The following is a 23,900-nucleotide window of genomic DNA, read 5'->3' as shown; positions in this document are numbered from 1 at the left end:
GCCGTACGGCCGCGCGGGCGCCGCGGGCGGTCAGGAGCTCCAGAGCATGTTCTCCAGCTCGGAGTCCAGGTTGATGTACTCCGACTCGCGGCCCGCGGGCACCAGGTCGTAGGTGCGGTGCAGGAACTCGGTCAGCGGCGGCAGCGGCACCTCGAACAGGGCCTGCCCGAACGGGGAGGTCAGGCAGATGTGCAGCGTGCGCTCGCCGTCGGACTGGGAGGGCCAGACCTGGACGTCGCCGTCGCCCACGCGCCGGACGATGCCGACGGTCAGCAGCTCGCGGGCGAAGATCCACTCGACCGGCTCATCGTTGCCCACGTGGAAGGCCATGCGGATCGCGTAGGGGTCGTCCGCGGAGTAGGTGAGCCCGGCCAGGAGGGGGACGGTGGTTCGGTCGGGGACCACAAGGCGAAGGCCCAGCTCGGCGGAGATGGTGGTGCTGTTCATCGTCAGCCAAACCTTTTCGTCGTCGGGTCCCCTCAACGGGGCTGTCGCTGCTCCAACGGACATCGCTGTGAGCTATGACGCGGAACAAGAAAACCTGTAGGAAGAATTCCGCCGCGAGGCCCATCTGTAACACACATCACAGCCCGACATTCGGGGCATGACCTGCCAAAATCGGCCTAACTTGGGCGTACCCCCAGAGTTTTTGGCCATGCCATCGGCATCAGCACGGGCCGGCCTGGTGACCCGTTGCCCCCGCTTGGCGCGGCCCCGCGGCGGCTGGGCACAAAATGGGGCCGCCTTGCCCGCCACGCGACGGCGCCACGGGCCGCGGGCGTCCCCGGGGCCGCGAAGGACCCCGGGACCGCCACCGGCCCCGGCCGCAGGATTGATCATCACGTGTGTACCCCCGGTCCGGGCCCCGCCGCCCGCCGGCCTGCCCCGGCGGCCCCGATCGCCCTGGAGTCGGGCATCCCGATCTCGTCGATGCGCCAAGAACCCCGGCGGTGCTGTATTGTTCTTCCTGCGGAACAAACCGCACCGGGGCGATTAGCTCAGCGGGAGAGCGCTTCGTTCACACCGAAGAGGTCACTGGTTCGATCCCAGTATCGCCCACCCCACGTCAGGGGCCAGTCCCAATCACGGAACTGGCCCCTTTCGCTTGCGCACAGCTACGGATCCCCGGTGGTCACCCCCGGGTGACCTGGCCGCCGGATCGCGCGCGCCGTCTGGCGGGACGAGGCGCGGCGCGCTCCCGGAGGAGCGACAAGGGCGGCCTCGACAGGGCGGCCCGCCCGCGTCTTCACCGACGCCCGGGCCCACGCCGGCCGCCGGCGCCCGCGCTCCGCCGCGTCTCCGGGCTCATGACCCCGGCCGGGTGGCCGGGCCATGCCGTACGGCCTCCGCCGCCCCCGCCTCGCCGTACGGCCTTCGCCGGCTCCCGCCGCTGCCGTACGGCCTTGACCGGCCGGCTCCGCGCTCTCCGGCTCGGGCGGGGGCTTTATCCAAGGTCTAAGGATTAGTCGTGGCGGGGGAGAGGGCGGGCTGGGGGAGGGGGGAGTCGATGTCGTAGAGGCGGGCGTCCACGTGGTCGAGGGCGTGGCGGACCGCGCCCAGGACGACGGCCTGGTCGCCGAGGGTGGAGATGGCCACGGCCGGCGGCTCCAGGCAGAGCGGGTCGAGGTGGCGGCGCAGGGGGTCGAGCAGGACGTCGGCCGAGCGCGAGACGCCGCCGCCCAGCACGACGAGGTCGGGGTCCACGGTCAGGACCAGCGCGGCGATGCCCTCGGCCAGGTCGTGGGCGTACTGCTCGACGGCCCAGCGGGCGGCCGGGTCGCCCCGGCGCGCCTGGGCCAGGACGTAGGCGGCGACCCCCTCCGGCGGGGCCTCCTCCGGCAGCCCGGGGTATCCGGCCAGGTGGGAGGGGGCGCGGTGCCACCCGACGAGAGGAAGCGCGCCGATCTCGCCGGCCCCGCCGCGCCCGCCGCGCAGCAGCTCGCCGCGGATCAGGATGCCGGCCCCGGTGCGGACGCCCGACAGCACGAACACCACGTCGTCCACGCCCCTGGCCACCCCGTTCCAGCGCTCGGCCAGGGCGGCCAGGTTGCAGTCGTTCTCCACCAGGACCGGGCAGCCGAAGTCGGCGGCGAACTCCCCGGCCAGGTCCAGGCCCGTCCACTCGGGCAGGCCGACGGACAGCTTGACCACGCCGGCGGGCGTGACGACCCCGGTCGTGCCCAGGCACACCGCGCTGACGCGGCCCGGGTCCACCCCGGCCGCCGCCAGCGCCGCGCCGGCCGCCGTGCGCACCGCCGCGAGCCGTTCCGCCCGCCCGGCGGAGGGGCCCGCGGGCTCGGCGTGGGTCGCGACGACCTCGCCGTCCAGGTCGGCCACGGTCGCCCGGACGGTGTAGGAGCCGATGTCCACGCCCAGGACGTGGCCCGCGTCGGCGCGGAACCGGACGAGCCGGGCGGGCCGGCCGAGCTGGCCCGACTCCGGGGGCAGCTCACGCAGCCAGCCCGTCTGGAGCAGTTCCTCGACCAGGCTCTCGACCGTGGGGCGGGACAGGCTGGCGCGCCGGGCCAGGTCGGTGAGCCCGATGGGCCCGTGCCCGCGCACGGCGCGGAGCGTCTCGGCGAGGTTGATCCGCCGCAGCCGCGAGCTGTCTCCGCCGCGAATCCTCACCTGGGCCCCCTTGACACGCATCCGGTCCGACAAATAAAAACAGCTTTCATTAATAAAGTACCAAACCCGAGAGGACGTCGATGATCACACTCGCCGTGGTGGGGGCGGGGCTGCGCGGCCAGGGGTACGCGAGGCACGCGCTGGAGAGCGGGCGCGCTCGCGTCGTCGCCGTCGCCGAGCCCGACCCGGGGCGGCGGGAGGCCATGGCGGCCGAGCACGGCGTCGCGCCGGAGAACGTCTTCGCGGACTGGACCGAGCTCCTGGCGGGGGGACGCCGCGCCGACGCGGTGATCATCGCCACCCAGGACCGCATGCACGTCGGCCCCGCCGTGCGCGCGGCCGAGCTCGGCTACCACATCCTCCTGGAGAAGCCGATGGCGCCGGCGGAGGAGGAGGCGGCCCTGATCACCGAGGCCGCCGAGCGCCACGGCGTGATCCTCGCGGTCTGCCACGTCATGCGCTACTCGCCGTACACCCGGGTCCTGAAGGACCTGGTGAGCAAGGGCCGCGTCGGCGAGATCATGAACATCCAGCACCTCGAACAGGTCGGCTGGTGGCACCAGGCACACTCCTTCGTCCGCGGCAACTGGCGCAGCGAGGCCGATTCGGCACCGATGCTACTGGCGAAGGCGTGCCACGACCTGGACTGGATCGTCCACGTCAAGGGGAGCCTGCCCGCGCGGGTCTCCTCGTTCGGGAACCTGGTGCACTTCCGCCCCGAGCACCGCCCGCCCGGCGCGGCCGACCGGTGCCTGGACTGCCCGGTCGAGCCCTCCTGCCCGTACTCGGCCACCCGCCTGTACCTGGGCTGCCTCGGCGATCCCGAGAAGGAGTTCTGGCCGCTGTCGGCCGTCACCGCCGACCACACCGAGGCCGGCGTGCTGACGGCGCTGCGCGAGGGGCCGTACGGCAGGTGCGTCTACGCCTGCGACAACGACGTGGTGGACACCCAGGTGGTCACCCTGGAGTTCGCCGACGGGACCTCGGCCACCTGCACCGTCACCGCGTTCGCCGCTTTGGAGCACCGCAAGACGCGGGTGTTCGGCACCCACGGCTCCATCGAGGGCGACGGGGTGGTGCTGCGCGTGCACGACTTCGTCACCGACACGGTCGAGGTCATCGACACCGGGGCGGGGGCCGACGCCTCGGCCGCCACCGGCCACGGCGGCGGCGACCGGTCCCTGATGGACGCGTTCGTCTCGGCCGTCGCGTACGGCGACCCCGCGCACGTGCTGACCGATGCCGCCGGGAGCCTGGCCACCCACCGCGTGGTCTGGGCCGCCGAGCACGCCCGCCGTACCGGCTCCGTGGTGTCCCTGGCCCCCTGACCTCCCGACATCCCGCTGCGCATCCCCCGCAACGCATCCTTTGAGAAAGGCGAAACCATGCGAACGTGGCAGTCCCGGGCCGCCGCCGTTCTGACGATCGGCGCGCTCGCCCTCGGCGTCACCGGCTGCGGCAAGAAGAACAGCGACTCCGCGACCGGCGAGAAGGCCCGGGAGTCACTGGTCTACCGCTCCACGTGGGGCGAGGCCGAACCGCAGGCCAAGATCTTCAAGGCGGCGCTGGACGACTTCGCCGCCCGGACGGGCGCCAAGGTCGAGGTCACCTTCGTCGGGCGCAAGGGCGGCGAGAGCATGCCCACCGAGATGGCGGCGGGGCGCGGGCCCGACCTGTTCGACGCCGCGACGGACAACCTGGCCACCTGGCAGGCGCAGAACCTGCTCACTCCGCTCGACGACGTGCTCGCGGCGCAGGTGCCGGGCGAGGGCAAGACCGTGGCCGACGTGCTGCCCGCGGCGGTCAAGACCGCGTCCTCCACCGACAAGGGGCTCGGCCTGGTCCCGCACACGATCATCTCGACGGCCGTGTGGTTCGACGCCGCCCGCCACCCCGAGCTCGCGAGCGCCCCGCCCAAGACCTGGGAGGAGTTCATCGCCTACCTCGACAAGGCCAAGAAGGCCGGGCGCGTCCCGATCGGCCAGGACGGCACCGTCAACTTCTACAACGTCTACTGGTTCTACAGCGCCCTGGTCCGCGCGAACGGCGCCGGCAGCCTCAAGGCGCTGTCCGCCGACCCGGCCGCCTGGGACCGGCCCGAGGTGCTGGAGGCGGCCCGCAAGGTCGCCCAGCTCGCCAAGGGCGGGTACTTCCAGAAGGACTTCATGGCCACCAAGTTCCCCGCGGCCCAGGACGCGTGGGCGGCCGGCGAGTACGACCTGAACCTCAACGGCACCTGGCTCGCCTCCGAGACCAAGCCCAAGCTCGGCTCCGGCGCCAAGGTCGCCTCCTTCCAGCTCCCCGTGGGCGGCAAGGACTCGGTCGAGGTCGGCACCCTCGGCTGGGGCGTCAACGCCAAGGGCAAGAACAAGGAGACGGCCAAGAAGTTCCTGGCCTTCTTCCTGCAGAGCAAGTACGTCTCCCAGATCGCCACCGCGGCCGACAACATCCCCTCCCGCGCCGACGTGCCGGCGCCCGCCCACCTGGCCGGCGTGCAGAAGGACGTCGCCTCGGCCACGGCCACCCACCGCACCTACGACGAGGCGGCGGCCGACAAGTCCTGGTGGAACGACGTCTTCCTCCCGCTGCACGACCAGCTCATCTCCGGGAAGATCGACGCCGCGGCGTTCGTCGCGCAGGGCAAGAAGAAGGCCGCCGACCACATCGCGTCCAGGAAGAGCTGACCGATGGGAGCGGGAACCCTTCTGGAGGCGCCCCCGGTGGCGCCGCCTCGCGAGGCCCGGGGCACCCGGCTGCGGCCGGCACGCGAACGCGCCTTCTGGCCGTTCCTGCTCCCCGCGCTCCTGGTCTACACCCTGCTGTTCGTCCTGCCCTCGTTCTACGGGCTGTGGGTCAGCCTGCACTCCTGGGCCGGCCCCGGCTCGGAGATGACCTGGCGGGGGCTGGACAACTACCTGGCCCTGCTGCGCAGCGAGGCCTTCCTGCGGTCGTTCGTGAACACCTTCGTGCTGGCCGTCGCGGGCGGCGGGCTGGTGTTCGGCGCCACCTTCCTGTCGATGGTCGTGCTGCGCCACCTCAAGGGGCGGGCCTTCATCCGCTCGGTGGTGTTCCTGCCGATGATCGTCTCGGCGATCGCGGTCGGCGCCGCCGTCGGGTTCCTGCTCAACCCCAAGGGCGTCGTCAACGACGCGCTCGGCTGGCTCGGCGTCGACGCCCAGCCCTGGCTCGGCCCCGACCTGGTGTTCAAGTGCGTGATCGGCGGCCTGGTCTGGTCCACCACCGGCTTCTACATCGCCCTGATGATGTCGGCGGTGGACTCCATCCCCGCCCACGTGTACGAGGACGCCACGCTGGCCGGCGCCACCCGCTGGGAGCAGTTCCGCCACATCACGCTCCCGCTGACCTGGGACGTGTTCGCGGTGGCCGCGGTGCTGTGGGTGGTCAACAGCCTCAAGGTCTTCGAGATCGTGATCGCGTTCACCACCGGCGGCACCCCGGGCACCCCGCCGCTCCAGGCGCGCACCGCGGCCGTGCAGCAGTACGTCTCGGTCTCGATGAACGGCGTGCCCGAGCTGGGGGCCGGCGCGGCCATGGGCATGGTCGTGCTCCTGGTCACCGCCGTGCTCATCGTCCTGGTGCGCCGCGTCACCCGGCGCGATCGAGTGGAGCTGTCATGACCGCCGTCACCGCCCGCCCCCGCGGGACCGCCCCGTCCCGGCCCCTCGCGCGGCTGCTGGGCGACGTCCTGGTGCCCCGGCTGACCGCGATCGCGCTGTGGGCCTGGGTCGTCTTCAACCTCCTGCTGGTCGCCTGGGTCGGGCTCCAGTCCCTCAAGGACTCGGGCCAGGTCTGGACCGACCCGTTCGGCCTGCCCGCCGACCCCGCCTGGCACAACTACTCCTCCGCCTGGCAGGCCGCCCAGTTCTCCAGCGCCGCCCTCAACAGCCTGGTGATCACCGGACTCGGGGCGTTCCTCATCGTGGCGTTCTCCGCGCCCGCCGCCTACGCGCTGTCCCGGTCCGAGCGGCGCCTGGCCGGGCCGCTCACCGGCTACTTCGCCATGGGACTGAGCATCCCGGTGCAGACCCTGGCCGTGCCCATCGTGGTGGCCAAGCTCTCCCTCTACACCTTCATGGAGGACTGGGTCACCGGCTGGTGGGACGACCGGATCACCCTGCTGATCTTCGAGGTCGCGCTCTCCCTGCCGTTCTCGGTGTTCGTGCTCACCGGCTACATGCGCTCCCTGCCCCACGAGGTCGAGGAGGCCGCCGAGATCGACGGCTGCGGCCCGCTGCGGACCTTCCTGCGGGTCGTGCTCCCGCTGGCCCGGCCCGGCCTGGTGACCGTGCTCGTCCTCAACGTCATCGGCCTGTGGAACTCCACGCTGCTGGTGCTGCTGATCGCCCCCACCCCGGACCAGCGCACCCTGCCCGCCGCGCTGCTCGGCCTCTACAGCTCCATGCAGTACAGCTCCGACTGGGGCGGGCTGTTCGCCGGCATCGTCATCCTCGTCTACCCCATGGTCGTGCTGTACCTCTGGCTCGGCCGCCGGATCGTCGAGGGCATGACCGCCGGCATCGGCAAGTGACCCTTCCCCTTCCCCTTCCCCTTCCCCTTCCCTCTCCCGATCCCATCCTTCTCCCCATCCCACCCCTCTCCCCACCCCCGGAAGACCCCCGGGGGATCCCCCGAAAGGACGGCAGGGTGCGAACACGGATCACGATGGCGGCCCTCGCGCTGCTCGCGGCCACGGCCCCGCTCGCCACACCCGCCCACGCGGGCACGGCGGCCGCGGCGGGCACCACCTACTACGTCGACGCGGCCTCCGGTGACGACGCCGCCGCCGGCACGAGCGAGGCGGCGGCCTGGAAGAGCCTGGCCCGCGCGAGCCGTACGGCCCTGGGCCCCGGCGACAAGCTGCTGTTCCGGGCCGGGCAGCGCTGGACCGGGCAGCTCACGGTCACCGGCGCCGGAGCCCCGGGCAGCCCCGCCCTGGTCGGCTCGTACGGCTCCGGCGCCAAGCCCGTCATCGACGGCCAGGGCCAGGTGGACGCCGCCGTGCGCGTCAGCAACGTCCACGACCTGACGGTGGACGGCCTGGAGGTGACCAACCTCGGCGCCGACACCTCGGTCTACCGCAGCGGCGTCAACCTGTACGCCAAGGACGCGGGCAAGCTGGAGAACGTCACCCTGCGCAACCTCGACATCCACGACGTCAGCGGCCAGGGCGGCCACAGCGTCGGCGCGGCCGGGCTCCTCATCTCCATCCGGGGCAACACGACCCCGACGTACTTCCACAACCTCCTCATCGAGAAGAACGAGATCTCCAAGATCGGGTCGTACGGGATCATCATGTGGTCCACCTGGTCCCGCCGCAACGGCATGACCAGCCTCTACCCCGTGGAGACCGGCGTCCCCGACAGCGAGGTCGTCACCTGGACGCCGAGCACCGGCGTGCGGATCCGCGGCAATCACGTCCACGACGTGACCGGCGGCGGGATCACCCCGATGCACACCGCGGGCGCGGTCGTCGAGGGGAACCGCGTCGAGCGCGCCGTGCGCGGCCGTACCAAGACCACCGGCGGCAACGTGGGCATCTGGTGGCAGGGCAACGACGACATCGTGGTCCAGCGCAACGAGGTCTCCCACACCGGCTTCAACGGCCCCGGCAGCGACGGCCACGGGTTCGACGCCGACGCCGACAACAACCGCAGCCTCGTCCAGTACAACTACAGCCACCACAACGACGGCGGCTTCTTCATCGCCGTCTCCTTCGCCGCCGCCCCCACCCGCGACACCACCGTCCGGTACAACCTCAGCGTGGACGACGGCTACGAGGTCTTCGGCCTGTCCACCGCCACCGTCGGCACCGACATCCACAACAACACCGTGTACGCCGGGGGCCGCGTCGTCGTGGTGGAACCCCCGTTCAGCGGCGCCGGCACCTACCCGCTCGGCCGGATCGTCCGCGTCTACAACAACGCGACCGGCATCAAGGTCCGCAACAACGTCTTCTACAACAAGACCACCGCCGGCTACGACACCGCCAACGGCACCGTCTACGACGCCAACCTCTACTGGGGCACCGCCACCCCCGTCGCGCCCGCGGGCGACATGAACGCCGTGAAGAAGGACCCCCGGCTCGCCGCCCCCGGCACCACCCCCGAGGGCCACCGCCTCCAGGCCGACTCCCCGGCGCGCGGCCGCGGCGTCAGCCTCGCCCCCGGCGCCGCCGACTACTTCGGCGGGACCGTCCCGGCCACCGCCCCCGACCGGGGCTTCCACCAGTACACCGGCGCGCCGCCGGTGACCACGGCCACCACCTCCTACGCCCAGCTCGGCGGCCATCACCCGTTCCGCCTCGTGGACGGCGACACCGCCACCTCCTGGAGCAGCGCCGACAGCGGGATCACCTTCCCCGGGACGATCGACGTGGACTACGGTCAGGACCGGAGCGTCGGCGCGATCACTCTGCACACGGCCTTCGCGACCGGCCAGGGGATCTCCGAGCTGGACGTGCAGACCTGGGACGGCTCCGCCTGGGTGACCCAGGCCGCCGGCCAGAAGCCGGCCTGGTCGGGCAACACCGCGACCGTGGAGAAGCGCACCATCACGCTGCCGCGCCCCGTGACCACCCGCAAGGTGCGGCTCGTGGTGCGCGGCGCCCACCTGCGATGGGGCAACTTCGCTCTGTACGAGATCGTCACCACCTGACAGATCGGGGGAACACACACCGATGACCGTGCTCAGCGGCGGCATGCACTACTTCAGGACGCTGCCGGCCCAGTGGCCGGACCGCCTCGCCAAGCTCCGGGCCATGGGCCTGGACACGGTGGAGACGTACGTGCCGTGGAACCTGCACGAGCCGCGCCCCGGCGAGTTCGTCTTCGACGGCATCGCCGACGTGGAGGCGTTCCTGCGCGCCGCCGCCGACGCCGGTCTCCGCGCGATCGTCCGCCCCGGGCCGTACATCTGCGCGGAGTGGGAGAACGGGGGGCTGCCCTGGTGGCTCCCCGGACCCCTGCGCTGCCACGACCCGCGGTTCCTGGAGCCCGTGGACCGGTTCTTCGACGAGCTGATCCCGCGCCTGGCCCGGCACCAGGTCACCCGGGGCGGAAACGTGATCATGGTCCAGGTCGAGAACGAGTACGGCTCCTACGGGCACGACCCGGCCTACCTCGCCCACCTGGCGGACGGGCTGCGCGCCCGGGGGATCGACGTGCCGCTGTTCACCTCGGACGGTGCGAGCGACCTGATGCTCACCGGCGGCACCCTGCCCGGCGTCCGCGCCACGGTGAACTTCGGCCGCCGGGCCGACGAGCAGTTCGCCGAACTGGCCCGCCACCGGCCCGGCGACGAGCCGTTCTGCATGGAGTTCTGGAACGGCTGGTTCGACCACTGGGGCGACCTGCACACCACCCGCGACGCGGACGACGCCGCCGCGGAGCTGGAGCGGATCCTCGGCCTCGGCGGGTCGGTCAACGTCTACATGGCCGTCGGCGGCACCAACTTCGGCTTCACGGCCGGGGCCAACGCCGGCGGGCCGCACGCCGACGGCGCCTACGAGCCCACCGTCACCAGCTACGACTACGACGCGCCCATCTCCGAGAGCGGCGCGCTCACCCCCAAGTTCTGGGCCTACCGGGAGGTCCTCGGCCGCCGCGCCGAGCTACCGCCGCCCCCCGCCGAGCCTGACGCCCCCCGGCTGCCGGCCGGGCGGGTCGAGCTCACCGAGCGCCTGGCCCTGCTCGACTGCCTGGACGCGCTGTCCACCGGCACCGTGCGCTCCGCCGCGACGATGACCTTCGAGGAACTCGGCCTGCCGTACGGCCTGGCGGTCTACCGCACCCGCGTGCCCGGGCCGCGCGACGAGGCGCTGCCGCTGCGGGTCAAGGGCCTGCACGACCGCGCCCACCTGCTGGTGGACGGCGAGCCCGCGGCGATCCTGGAGCGGGACGGCCGCTGCGAGGCCCCGCTGAAGGTGCCCGCCGGCGGGGCCGGGCTGACCCTCGTCGTCGAGGCGATGGGCCGAGTCAACTACGGGCCGCTGGTCGGCGAGCGCAAGGGCATCCTGGACGGGGTGCTCCACGAGCGGCAGTACCTGTTCGGCTGGGAGATCGACCCCCTCCCTCTCTCGGACGTGTCCGCGCTGCCCTGGGGTCGCGCCACCCGCGCGGCCGGACCGGCCTTCCACCGGGGCGTCCTGCACGCCGAGGGCCCGCTGGACGCGTTCCTCGCCCTCCCCGGCTGGACCAAGGGGCACGTGTGGGTCAACGGGTTCCACCTGGGCCGCTACTGGGACAAGGGCCCGCAGGTCACCCTCTACCTCCCCGGCCCCCTGCTGCGCGAGGGCGCCAACGAGATCGTCGTCCTGGAGCTCGACGCCGACCCCGCCGGCCCGGCCGGCCCGGCCGTCGAGATCCGCTCCGAACCCGACCTGGGCCCGGACCGCACCTACGAGAGCTGGTTCGCCGAGGAGGACTGACCCGCCGCGCCCCGCCCCCGCCCGCGGGCCGCTCCTGCCCGCGGGCCCGCCCGGTGCGGGCCGGCCCCGGCCGCCCCGCCCCGCCCGATCGTGATCGTCCGCGCGCCGCCCCGCCCGGGAGGCGAGTGATGTCCGGTTCGCCCGCCGTACGGCGTGAGCGGGCGGGGCCCGCGGGGGAATCGGGGAAGGAGACGTCTCCGTTTCCGTTGCCTCAGAGCCGGCTTGGTGACTACTTTAAGTAGTCGGGCGTAGCGTGTTGCGTAGCCAAGGAGGGGTCTTGAAGCTCGTCACCCGCAAGGAATGGGGAGCCCGCCCGGTCACCTCGCCCGCCTCCCGGAACATATCCCCGGGCAAGGGCGGGGTCACCATCCACTACGAGGGATCGAAGCTCGGAGACTACTCGCACGACCGCTGCCCGGAGATCGTCCGCAACATCCAGCGGTTCCACATCAAGGGCCGGGGCTGGGCCGACATCGCCTACTGCGCCGACGCCGAGACCGAGATCCTCACGGAGAACGGCTGGCGCGCCCACTCCGCCCTGCGCGAGGGCGACCTGGTCCTCACCCTGAACCACGAGACGGGCCTCGCGGAGTGGCAGCCGGTCCTTGAGGTGTGCGTGTTCGGGGCCCGCGACCGCGAGATGATCTCGATGGAGGGCGCCGGCCACTCCTCGCTCACGACCCCCGACCACCGCTGGCCGGTCGAGCGCCCCGGGCGCCGCGCGGCGGGCGGGACGGGCGCCGCCGGCGGGCCCCCGGAGGCGGCGTGCGGGCTCGACCGGCGGTGGGCCACGACCGAGACGCTCGGTCACCGGGACCGGATCCCCATCGCCGCGCCGTGCGCCGACCTGCCCGCCGAGCCCAAGTGGTCGGACTCCTTCGTCGAGCTCGTGGCCTGGTTCTGGACCCGGGGCCGGCTCGTCCCCGGCGGCGGGCGGGGCGCGGACGTGACCGTCCGCCGGGCGGCCGGGCGCCCCGGGGACGCCGACCGGATCCGCGCGGCGCTGCACGGCGTCTTCGGCCCGCCGACGCCCGGCTCGCCCCGCGAGGAGACCGGCGGCGAGGGCGCGGGCGGCGAAGGCACGGGTGGCGAGCCCCCCTGGCGCGAGGCGATCGACGGCCGCGAGTTCGTGTTCCGCCTCTCCGCCGACGCGGGCGCGGTCCTCGCCGAGCAGGCCCCGGACCTGGTGCCCCGGCACGACTTCCTGCGGCGGCTCACCCCCGCCCAGCTCCGGCTGTTCATCGACACCTCGCTGCGCGCCTGCGACGCCGGGCACGGCCGCCTGGCGCGGGAGAGCAGGGCCGCCGCCGAGGCCTTCCAGTTCGCGGCCATCCTGGCGGGCATGAACGCGAGCCTGACCAGGCGCGCCCCCACCGGCGCGCACGCGGACGGGCAGTGGACGGTCCGCGTCCGGAACCGGAGCCGCCTCGCTCCTCGCCCCGCGCCCGGGTTCACGGTCCGGCGCGTCGCCCACCGCGGCGAGGTCTGGTGCCCCCGCACCCCCAACCAGACGTGGCTGGCCCGCCGGCGCGGCACCGTCTACTTCACCGGCAACACCGCGATGGTGTGCAGGCACGGCTACACGTTCGAGGGGCGGTGGCTGGGACGGCGCACGGCCGCCAACGGGACGACGGCCGGGAACGACGACTGGTACGCCGTGTGCGCGCTCATGGGCGACGGCGACAAGGTGACGCCCGAGATGCTGGCGGGCATCAGGTCCACCGTCGAGTACCTCTGGTCCAAGGGGGCCCGGGACCGGGTCAACGGGCACCGGGACCACATCTCCACGTCGTGCCCGGGCGGCGCTCTCTACAAGTGGGTGCGGGCCGGGATGCCCGCCGACGGTGACGGCGAGGAGGACGACATGCCGCACATCCTGTCCCTGACCGCGGGCCGCGACCAGTCCGTGGCGGCCAAGGCCACCGAGTCCGTCGAGTGGCACGTGGAATACGACGACACCGGCGAGGACCACGGCAAGGACGGCTCCTCCATCAGCGTGGGGGAGTCGCGCTGGGCCATCTGCGACGCCCTGGTGAAGATCCGCGACGTCAAGCCGGGCGACCGCGTGGACATCGCCTGGACCCGCCTCCAGCGCGACGCCGACAAGGTCGTGGACGAGCCCTGGCGGCTCAGCGTGGTCGCCGGGCCCAACGGCCGCGTCGAGGCGAGCATCGGCGGGCAGTTCAACCTCGACGAGAAGGTCCGGGGCCGGCTGCGGGTCATCAACGGCAACGACTACGCCGTGGTCGTGGAGAAGATCACGCTCGCCAAGGTCGCCCTCTTCAAGCGCTGATCGCCCGCTTTATCGCGGTCCGGACCCGGGGGGCGGGCCGGGCTGAGTAAAATCGTCGCCGTCGCGGATCCGCCCGTGCGCGGGCGGCCGCGCCGGCGGGCGTGAGGTGCCCCCGGCGTGCCGGCACCCGCCGGAGCCCGCTGTCCGCGACGCCCCGACAGCCGCGGAGAGCCCCCCACATGCTGCACGGCATCGACGTCTCGGACTGGCTGGGGGCGGTCGACTGGGCCGCCCACCGCCAGGCCGGGGTCTCGTTCGCGTTCGTGCGCGCCACCGAGGGCGACGACGGCCACGACCGCCAGTTCGCCCGCAACTGGGAGCAGACCCGCTCCCACGGGCTCCTGCGCGGCGCCTGCCACCGCGCCCGGCCCGGGCGCGACCCGCTCGCCGAGGCCGGGCACTTCCTCGCCGCCGTCCGCGCGCGGGGATTCCTGACCGGCGACCTGCTCGCCCTGCAACTCCAGGACGCCGGGGGCCGCGATCCCGAGGCGGTGGCGGCCTACGCCCGGGCGTGGTGCTCCCACGTCACCGGCGACGCCGGCGTCCGCCCCCTCGTGCTCACCCACGTCGCCTTCGCCCGCGCGGGCCACTGCGCCGGCCTGGGCGGCTACCCGCTCTGGCTCGCCGCGCACGGCGACGCCCCCGGGCGGCCCGCCGTACCCCAGCCCTGGGACGACTGGGCGGTGCACCAGCACGCGGCGAGCCCGGTCGACCACAACGTCTTCAAGGGCCCCGCCGTACGGCTGCGCAGCCTCGGCCTCGGGGGCCCCGCGGAAGAGGAGATCATGAAGAGACTGTGCGTCCTCGGCATGTCCATCGGCGAACGCCAGACGGTCGCCGGAGGGAGCGCCGAGGCCATCGAGTACAACGTGGAGTTCATCGACCTGGACAACCTCCACGCCGACGGAGGGTCGTCGATCAGCCCCAAGGTCACCCGCGACTACCACCTGTGGGCCCGGGCCACGATCGAGGGGCTGAAGGAGGGGGACCGCGTCACGCTCCACTTCTCCCGCTACCACCGCGAGACCGGCGAGGCCGGCACCGAGGTGCACCGGGAGGACCGGATCGGCGACGGCGGCACGATCAGCGTCGCCCTCTACTGCTTCGACCACCTCGACGACCGGCACCGCGTGCGCTTCCGCGTCTCCAACGCCAACGACTACCCCGTCACCGTCACCGAGAGCCAGTTCCGCCTGGCGACCTGACCCGCGCGCGTGTTCACGCCGCGAAGGGGTATGGAGCGCTCCAAATCCCCCCGCCCGGCCAGGAGTGATGGGTGGGGGCGGTGAGAAGGGTGTTCCCGGTGGGTACAGACCCGGTGACAAGTCCCCCATACCCGAGGAGGCCGGCCCCCATGAGCCTTGACGAAGCCGCGCGCCAGCTCCAGTCCGCCGTCCACGACGCCCGCGTGGCGTTCGACTGCATCGGGCTGGGCGAGTTCGACCGCGCGCATACGCACACGATCATGGCCAGGGCCGCGGCGGACGCCGCCGAGGTGGCCCTGAGCACCGCCCTCGCCCGCGACGAGACCGGCGTCGAGGTGGATCTGGAGAAGCTCGCCGGGCCCGGCGGATAGGCACGTGGCGACGGGCGCGGCCGACGCTCGATACCATCGTGCGGGGAACGCCGACGGTTCCCCCGCGCGCGGTGGTACGGCCGCGCCCGCGACCCTTTACGCCAAGGAGTGCTCGTGTCTGCCGTTGCCGAAATGCGCATCACCCTCGCCGGAGCCGAGCGTGTGGTGGCGGCGGGCACGACGGCCGGCCAGGCGCTGGACGCCGACGGCAAGACCGTCATCGCCGCCCGCGTCAACGGCGAGCTGCGCGACCTGGCCGCCCCGCTGAGCGAGGGCGACGCCGTCGAGCCGGTCGAGATCGGCAGCGACGACGGCCGGGCCATCCTGCGCCACTCGACCGCCCACGTCATGGCCCAGGCCGTGCAGGAGCTGTTCCCCGAGGCCAAGCTGGGCATCGGCCCGCCCGTGGAGAACGGCTTCTACTACGACTTCGACGTCCCCGCGCCCTTCACGCCCGAGGACCTCAAGCGCATCGAGAAGCGCATGCGCGAGATCGTCAAGCAGGGGCAGCTCTTCGAGCGCCGCCCCGTCACCGACGAGCAGGCGCGCGAGGAACTGGCCGCCGAGCCGTACAAACTGGAGCTGATCACGCTCAAGGGCGGCGCGGACGACGAGGCCGGCGTCGAGGTCGGCGGGGGGCAGCTCACGATCTACGACAACGTCGACGCCAAGAGCGGCGACCTGCGGTGGAAGGACCTGTGCCGCGGCCCGCACCTGCCGACCACCCGCGACATCCCGGCGTTCAAGCTGATGCGCTCCGGCGGCGCCTACTGGCGCGGCAGCGAGAAGAACCCGCAGCTCCAGCGCATCTACGGCACCGCGTGGGAGTCCCGCGAGAAGCAGGACGAATACCTCAAGCTGCTGGAGGAGGCCGAGAAGCGCGACCACCGCAAGCTCGGCGCGGAGCTGGACCTGTTCAGCTTCCCGAGCGAGATCGGCGGCGGCCTCGCGGTCTGGCACCCCAAGGGCGGGCTCGTGCGCCGCGTCATGGAGGAGTACTCCCGGCAGCGCCACGAGCAGGCCGGCTACGAGTTCGTGGTCACGCCGCACCTGGCCAAGTCCACGCTGTTCGAGACCTCCGGGCACCTGCAGTGGTACGCCGACGGCATGTACCCCCCCATGGAGATGGAGGGGGCGACGTACTACCCCAAGCCCATGAACTGCCCGTTCCACATCACGATCTTCAAGGCGCGCGGCAAGTCCTACCGCGAGCTGCCGCTGCGGATGTTCGAGCTGGGCACGGTCTACCGGTTCGAGAAGTCGGGCGTGCTGCACGGCCTGACCCGGGCGCGCGGCTTCACCCAGGACGACGCCCACATCTTCGTGGCGCCCGAGCAGCTCGCCGGTGAGCTGACCTCGCTCCTGTCGTTCGTGCTCGGCCTGCTGCGCGACTACGGCCTGACGGAGTTCGAGGCCGAGCTGGCGACCCGGCCGGAGAAGTACGTCGGCGAGCCGGATCAGTGGGACGAGGCCACGGCCGCGCTCAAGCACGCGCTGGACGAGGTCGGCATCCCGTACGTCGTCGCCGAGGGCGAGGGCGCGTTCTACGCCCCCAAGATCGACGTGCACATCCGGGACGCCATCGGCCGCCGCTGGCAGCTCTCCACGCTGCAGGTGGACCTCCAGCTCCCGCAGCGCTTCGACATCGAGTACCAGGCCGCGGACGGCTCCCGCCGCCGGCCGTACATGATCCACCGGGCGCTGTTCGGGTCGGTGGAGCGGTTCTTCGCGATCCTGCTGGAGCACTACGCCGGCGCGCTGCCGCCGTGGCTGGCCCCGGTCCAGGTCGTGGGCATCCCGATCAGCGACGCCCACATCCCGCACCTGGAGGAGGTCGCGGCCAGGCTCCGCGGGCACGGCGTCCGGGTCGAGATCGACACGGCGGACGACCGCATGCAGAAGAAGATCCGCAACGCCCAGAAGGCCAAGGTCCCGTTCATGCTGCTCGCCGGCGACGAGGACGTCTCCAAGGGCGCCGTCTCCTTCCGCTACCGCAGCGGCGAGCAGAAGAACGGCGTCCCGATCGACGAGGCCGTCGCCGAGATCGTCAAGGCCGTCGAGGAGCGCGTCCAGATCTGACCCGCGTACGGCCGCGCCCCGTCCCTCTCTCCCGGCTCCGGGAGGCGAGGGCGGGGCGCGGCCGTACGGGCGTCCTCGCCCGGCGGGGTCAGGGTGAGGGCGGGCCCGCGGGACCGGCGGGACCGGCGGCGGCCTGGGCGTCCTCCTCCTCCACGCGCTGGAAGCCCACCACGTAGACGGTCAGGCCCAGGATCCCGCCGACCAGGACGGCCACTCCGGCGAGCGGCATGATGTGCCAGAAACCGGCGACCATCCCGACGAAGCCGAGCCCGAGCCCGGACTCCCTCGCCACGCGCGCGAAGATCGACCTCGTGGGGCGCCGCCGGTAGGTTTCCTGCCGGTTCAGCACCATGAGAGCGGCCAGCAGCGGGATGGCCAGTGAGAACGCGATCACGCAGATCTTGGCGGGCAGGCTGAGGGTGGAGGCGTCCACCGTCAGGAACGGCTGGACCAGGATGACCCCGATGCCGATCAGCCCGCCGTACATCAGGTTGTACTGCCGGAGATTCTCCTCCTCCTGCCCCTCCATCCGTTTCGTCCACCACTCCACCTGCCGGGCGGCCTGCCGCTCCCACCACTCTTCGCTCCGGGCGTTCTCGTCCATGCCGACCATTGTGCCGACGCCCGCCGCGCCGATTCCCCGCCCGCGCCGCGACCCGCCGCCTGACCCGCCCGGAGGGACGGGCGGCCTCCTGCGGACCGGGCGGAAAGTACCTAAGCGCGACTGATTCCCCGTCGTCCCCGGCTCCGTAGCGTTGTGGTCACAAGAGAGCACGACCTTGAGGAGAACGACATGAGCGACATGAACGAGCTGGTCCAGCGCTACCTGGCCGCGTGGAACGAGACCGACGCCACCGCGCGGCGGGCCGTCATGGCGGAGGTCTTCGCCGAGGACGTGGTGTACACCGACCCGCTGGCCTCCGTCCAGGGCCTGGACGCGCTCGACGCCACCATCGCGGCGGTCCAGGGGCAGTTCGGCGGCCTGGTGTTCAGCCTGGGCGGCGCGGTCGACGCCCACCACGACATCGCCCGGTTCACCTGGCATCTGGGGCCCGAGGGCGGCGAGCCGGTCGTGATCGGCTTCGACGTCGCGGTGCTCGGCGCGGACGGGCGGATCGGCCAGGTGCTCGGCTTCCTCGACAAGGTGCCGGCCGGAGCCTGAACCGCCGGTGCGGGCGGGCCCTGCGCCCGCCCGCCCCGATCCGGGCCCGGCAGGAGCCGTCGCCCGCCACGGACGCCGCCATCGCGCCGGGACACCCGCCCCGGCGCGATGGCGGCGTCCGTCAGGAACGGGCGGGGGCGGGGGAGGGCTCGGCGCGCCTGCCGCGCGACTTGGGCATGCGCACGTCGTCCACCGTGACGTTGACCTCGACCACGCGGAGCGCGAGCATGCGGTTGACCGCGCGGGCGACGTTGGCCTTGACCTCCTTGGCGACGTCCATGACCACGTGGCCGTACTCGATGGCGATGACGACGTTCACCGAGACCTGCCGGTCGGCGATGCGGGCGCGGGCGCCGGGCAGGCCCCGGCGCGGGGCGATCTTGTCCTGCGGCGGTCCGGGGAGGCGTTCGGGCTCGCCGCCGAGCCCCGCGACGCCCTCGACCTCCAGGGCCGCGAGGGCCGCGATCTTCTCGACCACCTCGTCCTTCACCTCGATCCTCCCCTTCACGACGGCGGTCGAGGGGGCGATGTACGGCGTGGGCTCGGCCGCCGGGGACAGCGGGTCGGCCGCCGCCACCAGCGTCGGCTCCTCCACCGGATAGGCCGGGTACGGCTCGCGCCCGTCGAACGCGCGGTCCGCGCGAGCCGTACGGTAGCGCGGGGCGGTGTCGGCGTCGGTGACGGGGCGGGCGGCGTCGGGGGCCATGGCGGGGGAGGGCCCGGTGGCGGACTGCGCGGCCGACCTGTCCTGGTCGCCGGGGGCCTCGGTCTTGGGGGCCGCTGAGGGCATCCAGGGGGCGGCGAGGGGGTGGCCGCCGGAGCCGGGCTCGGGCGCCCGGTGCGCTCCGTGGGGGCGCGGGCCGTCGGGCGGGGGACCGGGTTCGTGGGCGGGTGCCGGCACGGCGGGCGGGGAGTAGGAGCCGCCGTTGTCGTTCTGGTGCAGGGACACGCCCGCGACATCGGTCACTGGGCCTCCTTCGAAGCTCCTGGAGCCGGGACTGTCGGCGCGAACCGCCTTCCTGAGGTTCAGGATCAAGGCCGCCTTCCGCATTCTGCCGGTAATTCGGGAAAGTGTCGCCGGGAACATTGATATTTATCCCGAAAGCCGCGATTGCTGCTTTCATCCGTGATCATCCGCGCTGCCCGTTCCCTCGCGAAGATCGCCGTACGGCGCGCCGCCGTCCGGGTTGAGGCGCGCCGCTGTACGGGATGAGGGGCGCCGTCGTCCGGGATGAGGCGCGCGGGGGCGGCGCGGCGCGGGCGCGCGGGATGGGCGAGCCCGTGCGCGGGCGGCGGGGCCGGAAACAATATGCTGCTGGGCATGACCGAACCGGGTGACCTGGAGGAGCAGGCGGGCGCCGGCGTGCCGGACAACTTCCGGCGGCTGTGGACGCCCCACCGCATGGCCTACATCAAGGGCGAGAACAAGCCCTCGGGATCCGGGCCCGGCGACGGGTGTCCGTTCTGCCAGATCCCGAAGATGAAGGACGAGGACGGGCTGATCGTGGCCCGGGGCGAGGCCGTATACGCGGTGCTCAACCTCTACCCGTACACCTCCGGGCACCTCATGGTCGTGCCCTACCGCCACGTCGCCGACTACGCCGACCTGGACGGGCCGGAGACGGCGGGGCTGGCGGAGTTCACCAAACGGGCGCTCACGGCGCTGCGCAAGGCCAGCGGGGCGCAGGGCTTCAACGTGGGGATGAACCTGGGCTCGGTCGCCGGCGCGGGCATCGCCGCCCACCTGCATCAGCACGTGGTGCCGAGGTGGGGCGGCGACACGAACTTCATGCCGGTGGTGGGCCAGACGCGCGTGCTCCCGCAGTTGCTGCGCGACACCCGGGACATGCTCGCCGAAGCCTGGCCCGCGAGCTGACCCGCCGCCCCGCGAGGGGGCGGACCCGGAGACGGGAGAACGCGAGGGCCGGGGTCCCGATCGGGACCCCGGCCCTCGCGCTCAGGCGTTCGCCGGCCGTCAGGAGACCCGGGCGGCCTGGGCCTTGCCCTCGCGGTGCTGGCGGTCCACCGGGGTGACGAAGTAGGTCACCGCCTTGCCGTCGCGCCCCGCGTCGGTGTACGACTGCCGTCCCTCGCCGTTCGCGGGCACCACCGCGACCAGGTCGCGGGCGCTCGCGAGCTTGCAACCGGGCTCGGAGACCGAGCCGGGCAGCCGGTAGACGGCGTAGGCGCGGGCCTCCTCCGCGGCCTGCCAGGTCAGCTTGGCGCCCTTGCCGGAGGCGGTCGCGGACAGCTCGCCCACGGCCTCGGGGCCCCGGCCGTCCGCGGTGGCGGGGACGAGCGCGGGACGGTCGTAGTGCGCCGCGCCGATCCGGTCGAAGACCTTGGACGGGTTGCTCATGACCTGCTTGGCGCTGAAGTAGACGTCGCCCTTCACCGCCGGGAACCTCCGGTTGTACGCCAGGTGGGCGGGCAGCTCACCCGGGTTGCGCCACTTCGGGTCGTCGGTGGTGCCGACCCGGTAGAGGCCCTGCCCGATGTACAGGTCCACGCCGGAGCCCTTGACCTCGTTCGACCACCACTTCACCAGCGTGCGGTAGTCGGCGGCCTTGTGCCCGATCGGCCAGTAGAGCTGCGGCACGATGTAGTCGACCGTGCCCTTCTTGATCCAGGTGCGGGCGTCGCCGTAGATGGCGTCGTAGCCGGACAGACCCTTGGTGTCGGAGCCGCTGCGGTCCTCGCCCTTGTTGCGCCAGATGCCGAACGGGCTGATGCCGAACCGCACGTGCTCCTTGGTGTCGTGGATCGTCCGGTGCACCTGGGCGACCAGCCGGTTGACGTTGTCACGCCGCCAGTCGGCCAGCTTCATGCCCTTGCCGTACCTCTTGAAGGCGGCGTCGTCGTCGAACTTCACGCCCTCGGCGGGGTAGGGGTAGAAGTAGTCGTCGAAGTGCACCGCGTCCACGTCGTAGCGGGACACGACGTCCTTGATGACCTTGGTCACGTGGGCCCGGACCTCGGGCAGGCCCGGGTTGTAGTACAGGCCCCCGGCGTACTTGACCGTCCAGGACGGGTGCTCGCGCGCGGGGTGCCCGGCGGGCAGCTTGCCCGGGTCGGTCAGCTTCGCGGAGATGCGGTAGGGGTTGAACCAGGCGTGGAACTCCATGCCCCGCTTGTGCGCCTCCTCGATGAGGAAGGGCAGCGGGTCCCACCCGGGGTTCTTGCCCGCGGTGCCGGTCAGCCACTGCGACCACGGCTCGTAGGGGGAGTCGTAGAGCGCGTCGCCGGTCGGGCGGACGTGCACGAAGGCGGCGTTGAGGCCGCGCTTGCGGGCGGTGTCCAGGATCTTGACGTATTCGGCGCGCTGCCGCTCGGCCGGCAGGCCCGCGCGGGACGGCCAGTCGATGTTCTGGTAACTGGCGATCCAGACGCCGCGCAACTGCCGCTTGGCGTGGCGCGGGTCGGCCTTGCAGCGCTCGGGCACCGCCTCGGACCCCTCCTCCGGGGCGGCCGCCCGGCCGGCGGTGTCGCCCTGCGGGGCCATCCGCGCGGCCGTCAGGCCCGCGCCGTCGCCGTCGCGCGTGATGAACAGCGCGACCGTGGTGATCAGGACCGCGATGAGGGTGGCGATCGCGATCTGGACGGCCACCCGTGTGTGAGTACGCATTGCTCCCCAGTGTGGCAGGAATCAAGGAGTGACCAAGCCGAAACGAAAAGGTTCCACGCTTGTGATTTAGGAGGAACAAAGGAAGGTATTCCATTCATCCCGAAATGCCAGGGGGCGGCAAAGTGCGAGCGACGTCACAACCCGATCACCTGCCCGTTCCACTCCGCCGAACGGGCATGATGGGGATATGAGCGATCACGCGAGGCCGGTGCTGATCTATGACGGCGACTGCGGCATCTGCACGCGCTGCGTGGCCTTCGTGGAGCGCCGGATGCGCACGCGCGCCGAGATCACGGCGTGGCAGTTCGCAGACCTGGCGGCGCTGGGCACGACGGCCGAGCGCGCCGAGCACGAGGTGCTGTGGGCCGAGCCCGGCGGCCGGGTGCACGGCGGCGCGCAGGCGGTCGCGCGGCTGCTGATCGACGCGGGCCTGCCGTGGGCGCCGCTGGGCTGGGTGGCGCGGATCCCGCCGTTCCGGTGGATCGCGCACGGCCTCTACCGGCTGGTCGCCGACAACCGGCACCGCCTACCCGGCGGGACCCCCGCCTGCGCCCTGCCCGCCGACCAGCGCCCCGGGGCCCGCGGGCGCTAGCCGTACGGCGTCCGCGGCGTCCTCGCCGGGGCGCGGGCGGACGAGGCGCTCGGTGGGCAGGAAGGCCAGCAGCAGGCACAGCACGTGCGGCCAGAACATGATCGTGATGGTCGCGAACACCATGACGTGGAAGCCGGCGAGCAGCAGCACGGCCTGGATCCGCCGGCGGCCGCGCAGGAACAGCACGACCGGGGACGCCAGCTCCATGATCATGATCCCCCACTGCGAGAGGTGGAGGACCCAGGGGACCGACAGCGTCCACTCGGAGAAGATCGTGTGGCGGCGCATGACGGCGCGGACCAGGGTGGCGCTGTTGACCCACTCGATCCCGCCGAACCTGATCTTGGCGAAGGCGGCGAGGAAATACGTCGCCACGACGGCGATCTGCACGCAGCGCAGCGCCCAGCCGCCCGCCTCCAGCGGCGTGCGGTCGCGCAGGCGGGCCGCGGCGACGGTGGGCAGGACGGCCAGGGCCACGAGGAAGGCGATCCGGTCGTGGTCCACCTTGCCGAACGAGAAGGCGATGACCGTCCACTCGAAGTACAGGACGAAGATCGCCGTCCCGAGGACGCGCTGCCAGCGGCCCGAGGCGGCCAGCGCGGCGGCCGCGACGGCCAGCGCGAGCAGCGACCACTTGACGGCCTCGATGAGCACGGGCGTCGGGCGCGGCAGGTGCAGCAGCTCGGCGACGACCAGGGGCTTGTACAGCGCGGTGGCGCTGGCGTGGTCGGAGCCGAGGGCGTGCAGCAGCAGCACGTCGATCGGGATGAACAGGTAGGCGGCGATCCGGAACACCGCCACGCGCGCGGCGGGCACGGGGGAGAAGAACCAGCGGACCACCGGGTTGCCGCGCCCCCCGGGGGCGGCGGCGCTCGCCGGGTTCGACGCGCTCACGGGCGCCTCCACTCCGCGATCGGGTGCTCCTCGGTGCCGACGAAGCGGCGGTCGCGCAGCTTGAGGTACTGCATGCGCAGCCGCGCGCCGGCCCAGCGCGGCTCGTGCGGCCGGAGCCGGTCGTGCGCCAGGACCAGGTGGGACACCAGCCCGGGGTTCGCCTTGAACCGGGGGATCTGGCCCTCGACCTCGGCCCGGTTCACCCCGACGAGCGGCGCGTCCAGCGGGACCCGCCGCCACGTGCCGTCGGGCATGAGCGCGTCGAGCTGGACCATGTGGATGTTGCCGGTGGCGGGCGTGCTCGTGGAGTACATCCGGAACGGCCCGAAGGGGAACATGTGGTCGTCCCACCAGAAGGTGCCGGCGACCAGCCCGCCGGCGCACACGGCGGTCAGCGCGAGCCGTACGGCCTTCGCGCGGCCCGGCAGGGCGCGCGCGGGGGAGGCGGGCGCGGGGGCGTCTGGAGTCATGGCCCGCCCAGGGTATCGCCGCCCGGCCGCCTCCGGCTCCGGGCGAGCCGGGCGGAGGCCGTGTCCCGGGCCCGCGGCGGGACGCTCCGGTCGTACGGCACGGCGGGCGGCCCCCGGGACCGTGCCGGGGCGTCC

20 protein-coding genes and 1 tRNA gene are annotated in these 23,900 nt (G+C 72.8%); 14 read left to right on the top strand and 7 right to left on the bottom strand.

Annotation, left to right across the window (positions count from 1 at the left end; translation table 11 throughout):
- Positions 1 to 30: 30 nt before the first annotated feature.
- Positions 31 to 447, bottom strand: coding sequence for an SsgA family sporulation/cell division regulator (locus D5H75_RS05715; protein ID WP_119925315.1), 417 nt, complete (start codon positions 445 to 447; stop codon positions 31 to 33).
- 540 nt (positions 448 to 987) lie between these two features.
- On the opposite strand from D5H75_RS05715, the gene D5H75_RS05710 reads away from it, so the two are divergent.
- Positions 988 to 1,059: transfer RNA gene (locus D5H75_RS05710), tRNA-Val, on the top strand.
- A 396-nt stretch (positions 1,060 to 1,455) separates the two neighbouring features.
- Here D5H75_RS05710 and D5H75_RS05705 read toward each other — a convergent pair.
- The gene (locus D5H75_RS05705) at positions 1,456 to 2,628 is read right to left on the bottom strand and encodes an ROK family transcriptional regulator (protein WP_119925893.1); all 1,173 of its coding nucleotides are present in this window, start codon (positions 2,626 to 2,628) and stop codon (positions 1,456 to 1,458) included.
- Between the two features lie 80 nt (positions 2,629 to 2,708).
- On the opposite strand from D5H75_RS05705, the gene D5H75_RS05700 reads away from it, so the two are divergent.
- The 10 genes from D5H75_RS05700 to thrS all read left to right on the top strand — a co-directional run bounded on the left by D5H75_RS05700 (position 2,709) and on the right by thrS (position 17,022).
- Positions 2,709 to 3,956: a Gfo/Idh/MocA family protein gene (locus tag D5H75_RS05700; RefSeq protein ID WP_119925314.1), complete on the top strand. Its 1,248-nt coding sequence runs from the start codon at positions 2,709 to 2,711 to the stop codon at positions 3,954 to 3,956.
- 57 nt (positions 3,957 to 4,013) lie between these two features.
- Positions 4,014 to 5,312 (top strand): ABC transporter substrate-binding protein, encoded by a 1,299-nt coding sequence (locus tag D5H75_RS05695; RefSeq protein WP_119925313.1) that lies wholly within the window; start codon positions 4,014 to 4,016, stop codon positions 5,310 to 5,312.
- A 3-nt stretch (positions 5,313 to 5,315) separates the two neighbouring features.
- On the top strand, positions 5,316 to 6,266 hold the full coding sequence (locus tag D5H75_RS05690) for a carbohydrate ABC transporter permease (protein ID WP_119925312.1): 951 nt from the start codon (positions 5,316 to 5,318) through the stop codon (positions 6,264 to 6,266).
- Positions 6,263 to 7,177, top strand: a complete 915-nt coding sequence (locus tag D5H75_RS43960) for a carbohydrate ABC transporter permease (protein ID WP_202637867.1) — start codon at positions 6,263 to 6,265, stop codon at positions 7,175 to 7,177. The genes D5H75_RS05690 and D5H75_RS43960 overlap by 4 nt, the downstream gene beginning before the upstream one ends.
- 116 nt (positions 7,178 to 7,293) lie before the next feature.
- Positions 7,294 to 9,303 carry a discoidin domain-containing protein gene (locus D5H75_RS05680; protein ID WP_147425071.1) on the top strand — a complete coding sequence of 670 codons (2,010 nt, stop codon included), beginning with the start codon at positions 7,294 to 7,296 and terminating at the stop codon, positions 9,301 to 9,303.
- Between the two features lie 22 nt (positions 9,304 to 9,325).
- Positions 9,326 to 11,074, top strand: coding sequence for a glycoside hydrolase family 35 protein (locus tag D5H75_RS05675; RefSeq protein ID WP_119925310.1), 1,749 nt, complete (start codon positions 9,326 to 9,328; stop codon positions 11,072 to 11,074).
- Between the two features lie 277 nt (positions 11,075 to 11,351).
- Positions 11,352 to 13,367, top strand: a complete 2,016-nt coding sequence (locus D5H75_RS05670; protein WP_119925309.1) for a hypothetical protein — start codon at positions 11,352 to 11,354, stop codon at positions 13,365 to 13,367.
- A gap of 179 nt (positions 13,368 to 13,546) precedes the next feature.
- Positions 13,547 to 14,572 (top strand): glycoside hydrolase family 25 protein, encoded by a 1,026-nt coding sequence (locus tag D5H75_RS05665; RefSeq protein WP_119925308.1) that lies wholly within the window; start codon positions 13,547 to 13,549, stop codon positions 14,570 to 14,572.
- Between the two features lie 149 nt (positions 14,573 to 14,721).
- Entirely contained in the window at positions 14,722 to 14,943 is a 222-nt protein-coding gene (locus D5H75_RS05660) for a hypothetical protein (protein WP_119925307.1), read from the top strand.
- 114 nt (positions 14,944 to 15,057) lie between these two features.
- The gene (gene thrS / locus D5H75_RS05655) at positions 15,058 to 17,022 is read left to right on the top strand and encodes a threonine--tRNA ligase (protein WP_119925306.1); all 1,965 of its coding nucleotides are present in this window, start codon (positions 15,058 to 15,060) and stop codon (positions 17,020 to 17,022) included.
- Positions 17,023 to 17,110: 88 nt separating this feature from the next.
- Here thrS and D5H75_RS05650 read toward each other — a convergent pair whose 3' ends face one another.
- Positions 17,111 to 17,626, bottom strand: coding sequence for a hypothetical protein (locus D5H75_RS05650; RefSeq protein WP_147425070.1), 516 nt, complete (start codon positions 17,624 to 17,626; stop codon positions 17,111 to 17,113).
- Between the two features lie 189 nt (positions 17,627 to 17,815).
- Between D5H75_RS05650 and D5H75_RS05645 the strand changes: the two genes are divergently transcribed.
- Positions 17,816 to 18,184 carry a nuclear transport factor 2 family protein gene (locus D5H75_RS05645; protein ID WP_119925304.1) on the top strand — a complete coding sequence of 123 codons (369 nt, stop codon included), beginning with the start codon at positions 17,816 to 17,818 and terminating at the stop codon, positions 18,182 to 18,184.
- 121 nt (positions 18,185 to 18,305) lie between these two features.
- Here the strand turns inward: D5H75_RS05645 and D5H75_RS05640 are convergent, their stop codons facing one another.
- Positions 18,306 to 19,151: an Asp23/Gls24 family envelope stress response protein gene (locus tag D5H75_RS05640; RefSeq protein ID WP_119925303.1), complete on the bottom strand. Its 846-nt coding sequence runs from the start codon at positions 19,149 to 19,151 to the stop codon at positions 18,306 to 18,308.
- A 354-nt stretch (positions 19,152 to 19,505) separates the two neighbouring features.
- Between D5H75_RS05640 and D5H75_RS05635 the strand changes: the two genes are divergently transcribed.
- Positions 19,506 to 20,060 carry an HIT family protein gene (locus D5H75_RS05635; RefSeq protein ID WP_242454008.1) on the top strand — a complete coding sequence of 185 codons (555 nt, stop codon included), beginning with the start codon at positions 19,506 to 19,508 and terminating at the stop codon, positions 20,058 to 20,060.
- A 99-nt stretch (positions 20,061 to 20,159) separates the two neighbouring features.
- Here D5H75_RS05635 and D5H75_RS05630 read toward each other — a convergent pair whose 3' ends face one another.
- Positions 20,160 to 21,809 (bottom strand): glycoside hydrolase family 10-like protein, encoded by a 1,650-nt coding sequence (locus D5H75_RS05630; protein ID WP_242454007.1) that lies wholly within the window; start codon positions 21,807 to 21,809, stop codon positions 20,160 to 20,162.
- A gap of 187 nt (positions 21,810 to 21,996) precedes the next feature.
- Between D5H75_RS05630 and D5H75_RS05625 the strand changes: the two genes are divergently transcribed.
- Complete coding sequence (locus D5H75_RS05625; protein WP_119925301.1) at positions 21,997 to 22,401, top strand: thiol-disulfide oxidoreductase DCC family protein; 405 nt, start codon at positions 21,997 to 21,999, stop codon at positions 22,399 to 22,401.
- On the opposite strand, the gene D5H75_RS05620 is transcribed toward D5H75_RS05625, so the two are convergent.
- Together D5H75_RS05620 and D5H75_RS41260 are read right to left on the bottom strand one after the other, a co-directional pair.
- On the bottom strand, positions 22,336 to 23,295 hold the full coding sequence (locus D5H75_RS05620) for an HTTM domain-containing protein (protein WP_202637866.1): 960 nt from the start codon (positions 23,293 to 23,295) through the stop codon (positions 22,336 to 22,338). The two genes, D5H75_RS05625 and D5H75_RS05620, sit on opposite strands and share 66 nt — an antisense overlap.
- The gene (locus D5H75_RS41260) at positions 23,292 to 23,765 is read right to left on the bottom strand and encodes a hypothetical protein (protein ID WP_202637865.1); all 474 of its coding nucleotides are present in this window, start codon (positions 23,763 to 23,765) and stop codon (positions 23,292 to 23,294) included. The genes D5H75_RS05620 and D5H75_RS41260 overlap by 4 nt, the downstream gene beginning before the upstream one ends.
- Between the last annotated feature and the right edge of the window lie 135 nt (positions 23,766 to 23,900).

The sequence above is a fragment of the Bailinhaonella thermotolerans genome (genome assembly GCF_003594875.1).
Lineage (GTDB): Bacteria > Actinomycetota > Actinomycetes > Streptosporangiales > Streptosporangiaceae > Bailinhaonella > Bailinhaonella thermotolerans.
The sequence above is the reverse complement of the archived record's forward strand: the minus strand, read 5'-3'. Positions and strand labels throughout refer to the sequence as shown.

Coding starts and splice junctions, on each gene's coding strand:
- D5H75_RS05715 (WP_119925315.1), bottom strand. CDS start 447: ATGAACAGCACCACCATCTCCGCCGAGCTGGGCCTTCGCCTTGTGGTC.
- D5H75_RS05700 (WP_119925314.1), top strand. CDS start 2,709: ATGATCACACTCGCCGTGGTGGGGGCGGGGCTGCGCGGCCAGGGGTAC.
- D5H75_RS05695 (WP_119925313.1), top strand. CDS start 4,014: ATGCGAACGTGGCAGTCCCGGGCCGCCGCCGTTCTGACGATCGGCGCG.
- D5H75_RS05690 (WP_119925312.1), top strand. CDS start 5,316: ATGGGAGCGGGAACCCTTCTGGAGGCGCCCCCGGTGGCGCCGCCTCGC.
- D5H75_RS43960 (WP_202637867.1), top strand. CDS start 6,263: ATGACCGCCGTCACCGCCCGCCCCCGCGGGACCGCCCCGTCCCGGCCC.
- D5H75_RS05675 (WP_119925310.1), top strand. CDS start 9,326: ATGACCGTGCTCAGCGGCGGCATGCACTACTTCAGGACGCTGCCGGCC.
- D5H75_RS05665 (WP_119925308.1), top strand. CDS start 13,547: ATGCTGCACGGCATCGACGTCTCGGACTGGCTGGGGGCGGTCGACTGG.
- D5H75_RS05660 (WP_119925307.1), top strand. CDS start 14,722: ATGAGCCTTGACGAAGCCGCGCGCCAGCTCCAGTCCGCCGTCCACGAC.
- D5H75_RS05650 (WP_147425070.1), bottom strand. CDS start 17,626: ATGGACGAGAACGCCCGGAGCGAAGAGTGGTGGGAGCGGCAGGCCGCC.
- D5H75_RS05645 (WP_119925304.1), top strand. CDS start 17,816: ATGAGCGACATGAACGAGCTGGTCCAGCGCTACCTGGCCGCGTGGAAC.
- D5H75_RS05635 (WP_242454008.1), top strand. CDS start 19,506: ATGACCGAACCGGGTGACCTGGAGGAGCAGGCGGGCGCCGGCGTGCCG.
- D5H75_RS05630 (WP_242454007.1), bottom strand. CDS start 21,809: ATGCGTACTCACACACGGGTGGCCGTCCAGATCGCGATCGCCACCCTC.
- D5H75_RS05625 (WP_119925301.1), top strand. CDS start 21,997: ATGAGCGATCACGCGAGGCCGGTGCTGATCTATGACGGCGACTGCGGC.
- D5H75_RS41260 (WP_202637865.1), bottom strand. CDS start 23,765: ATGACTCCAGACGCCCCCGCGCCCGCCTCCCCCGCGCGCGCCCTGCCG.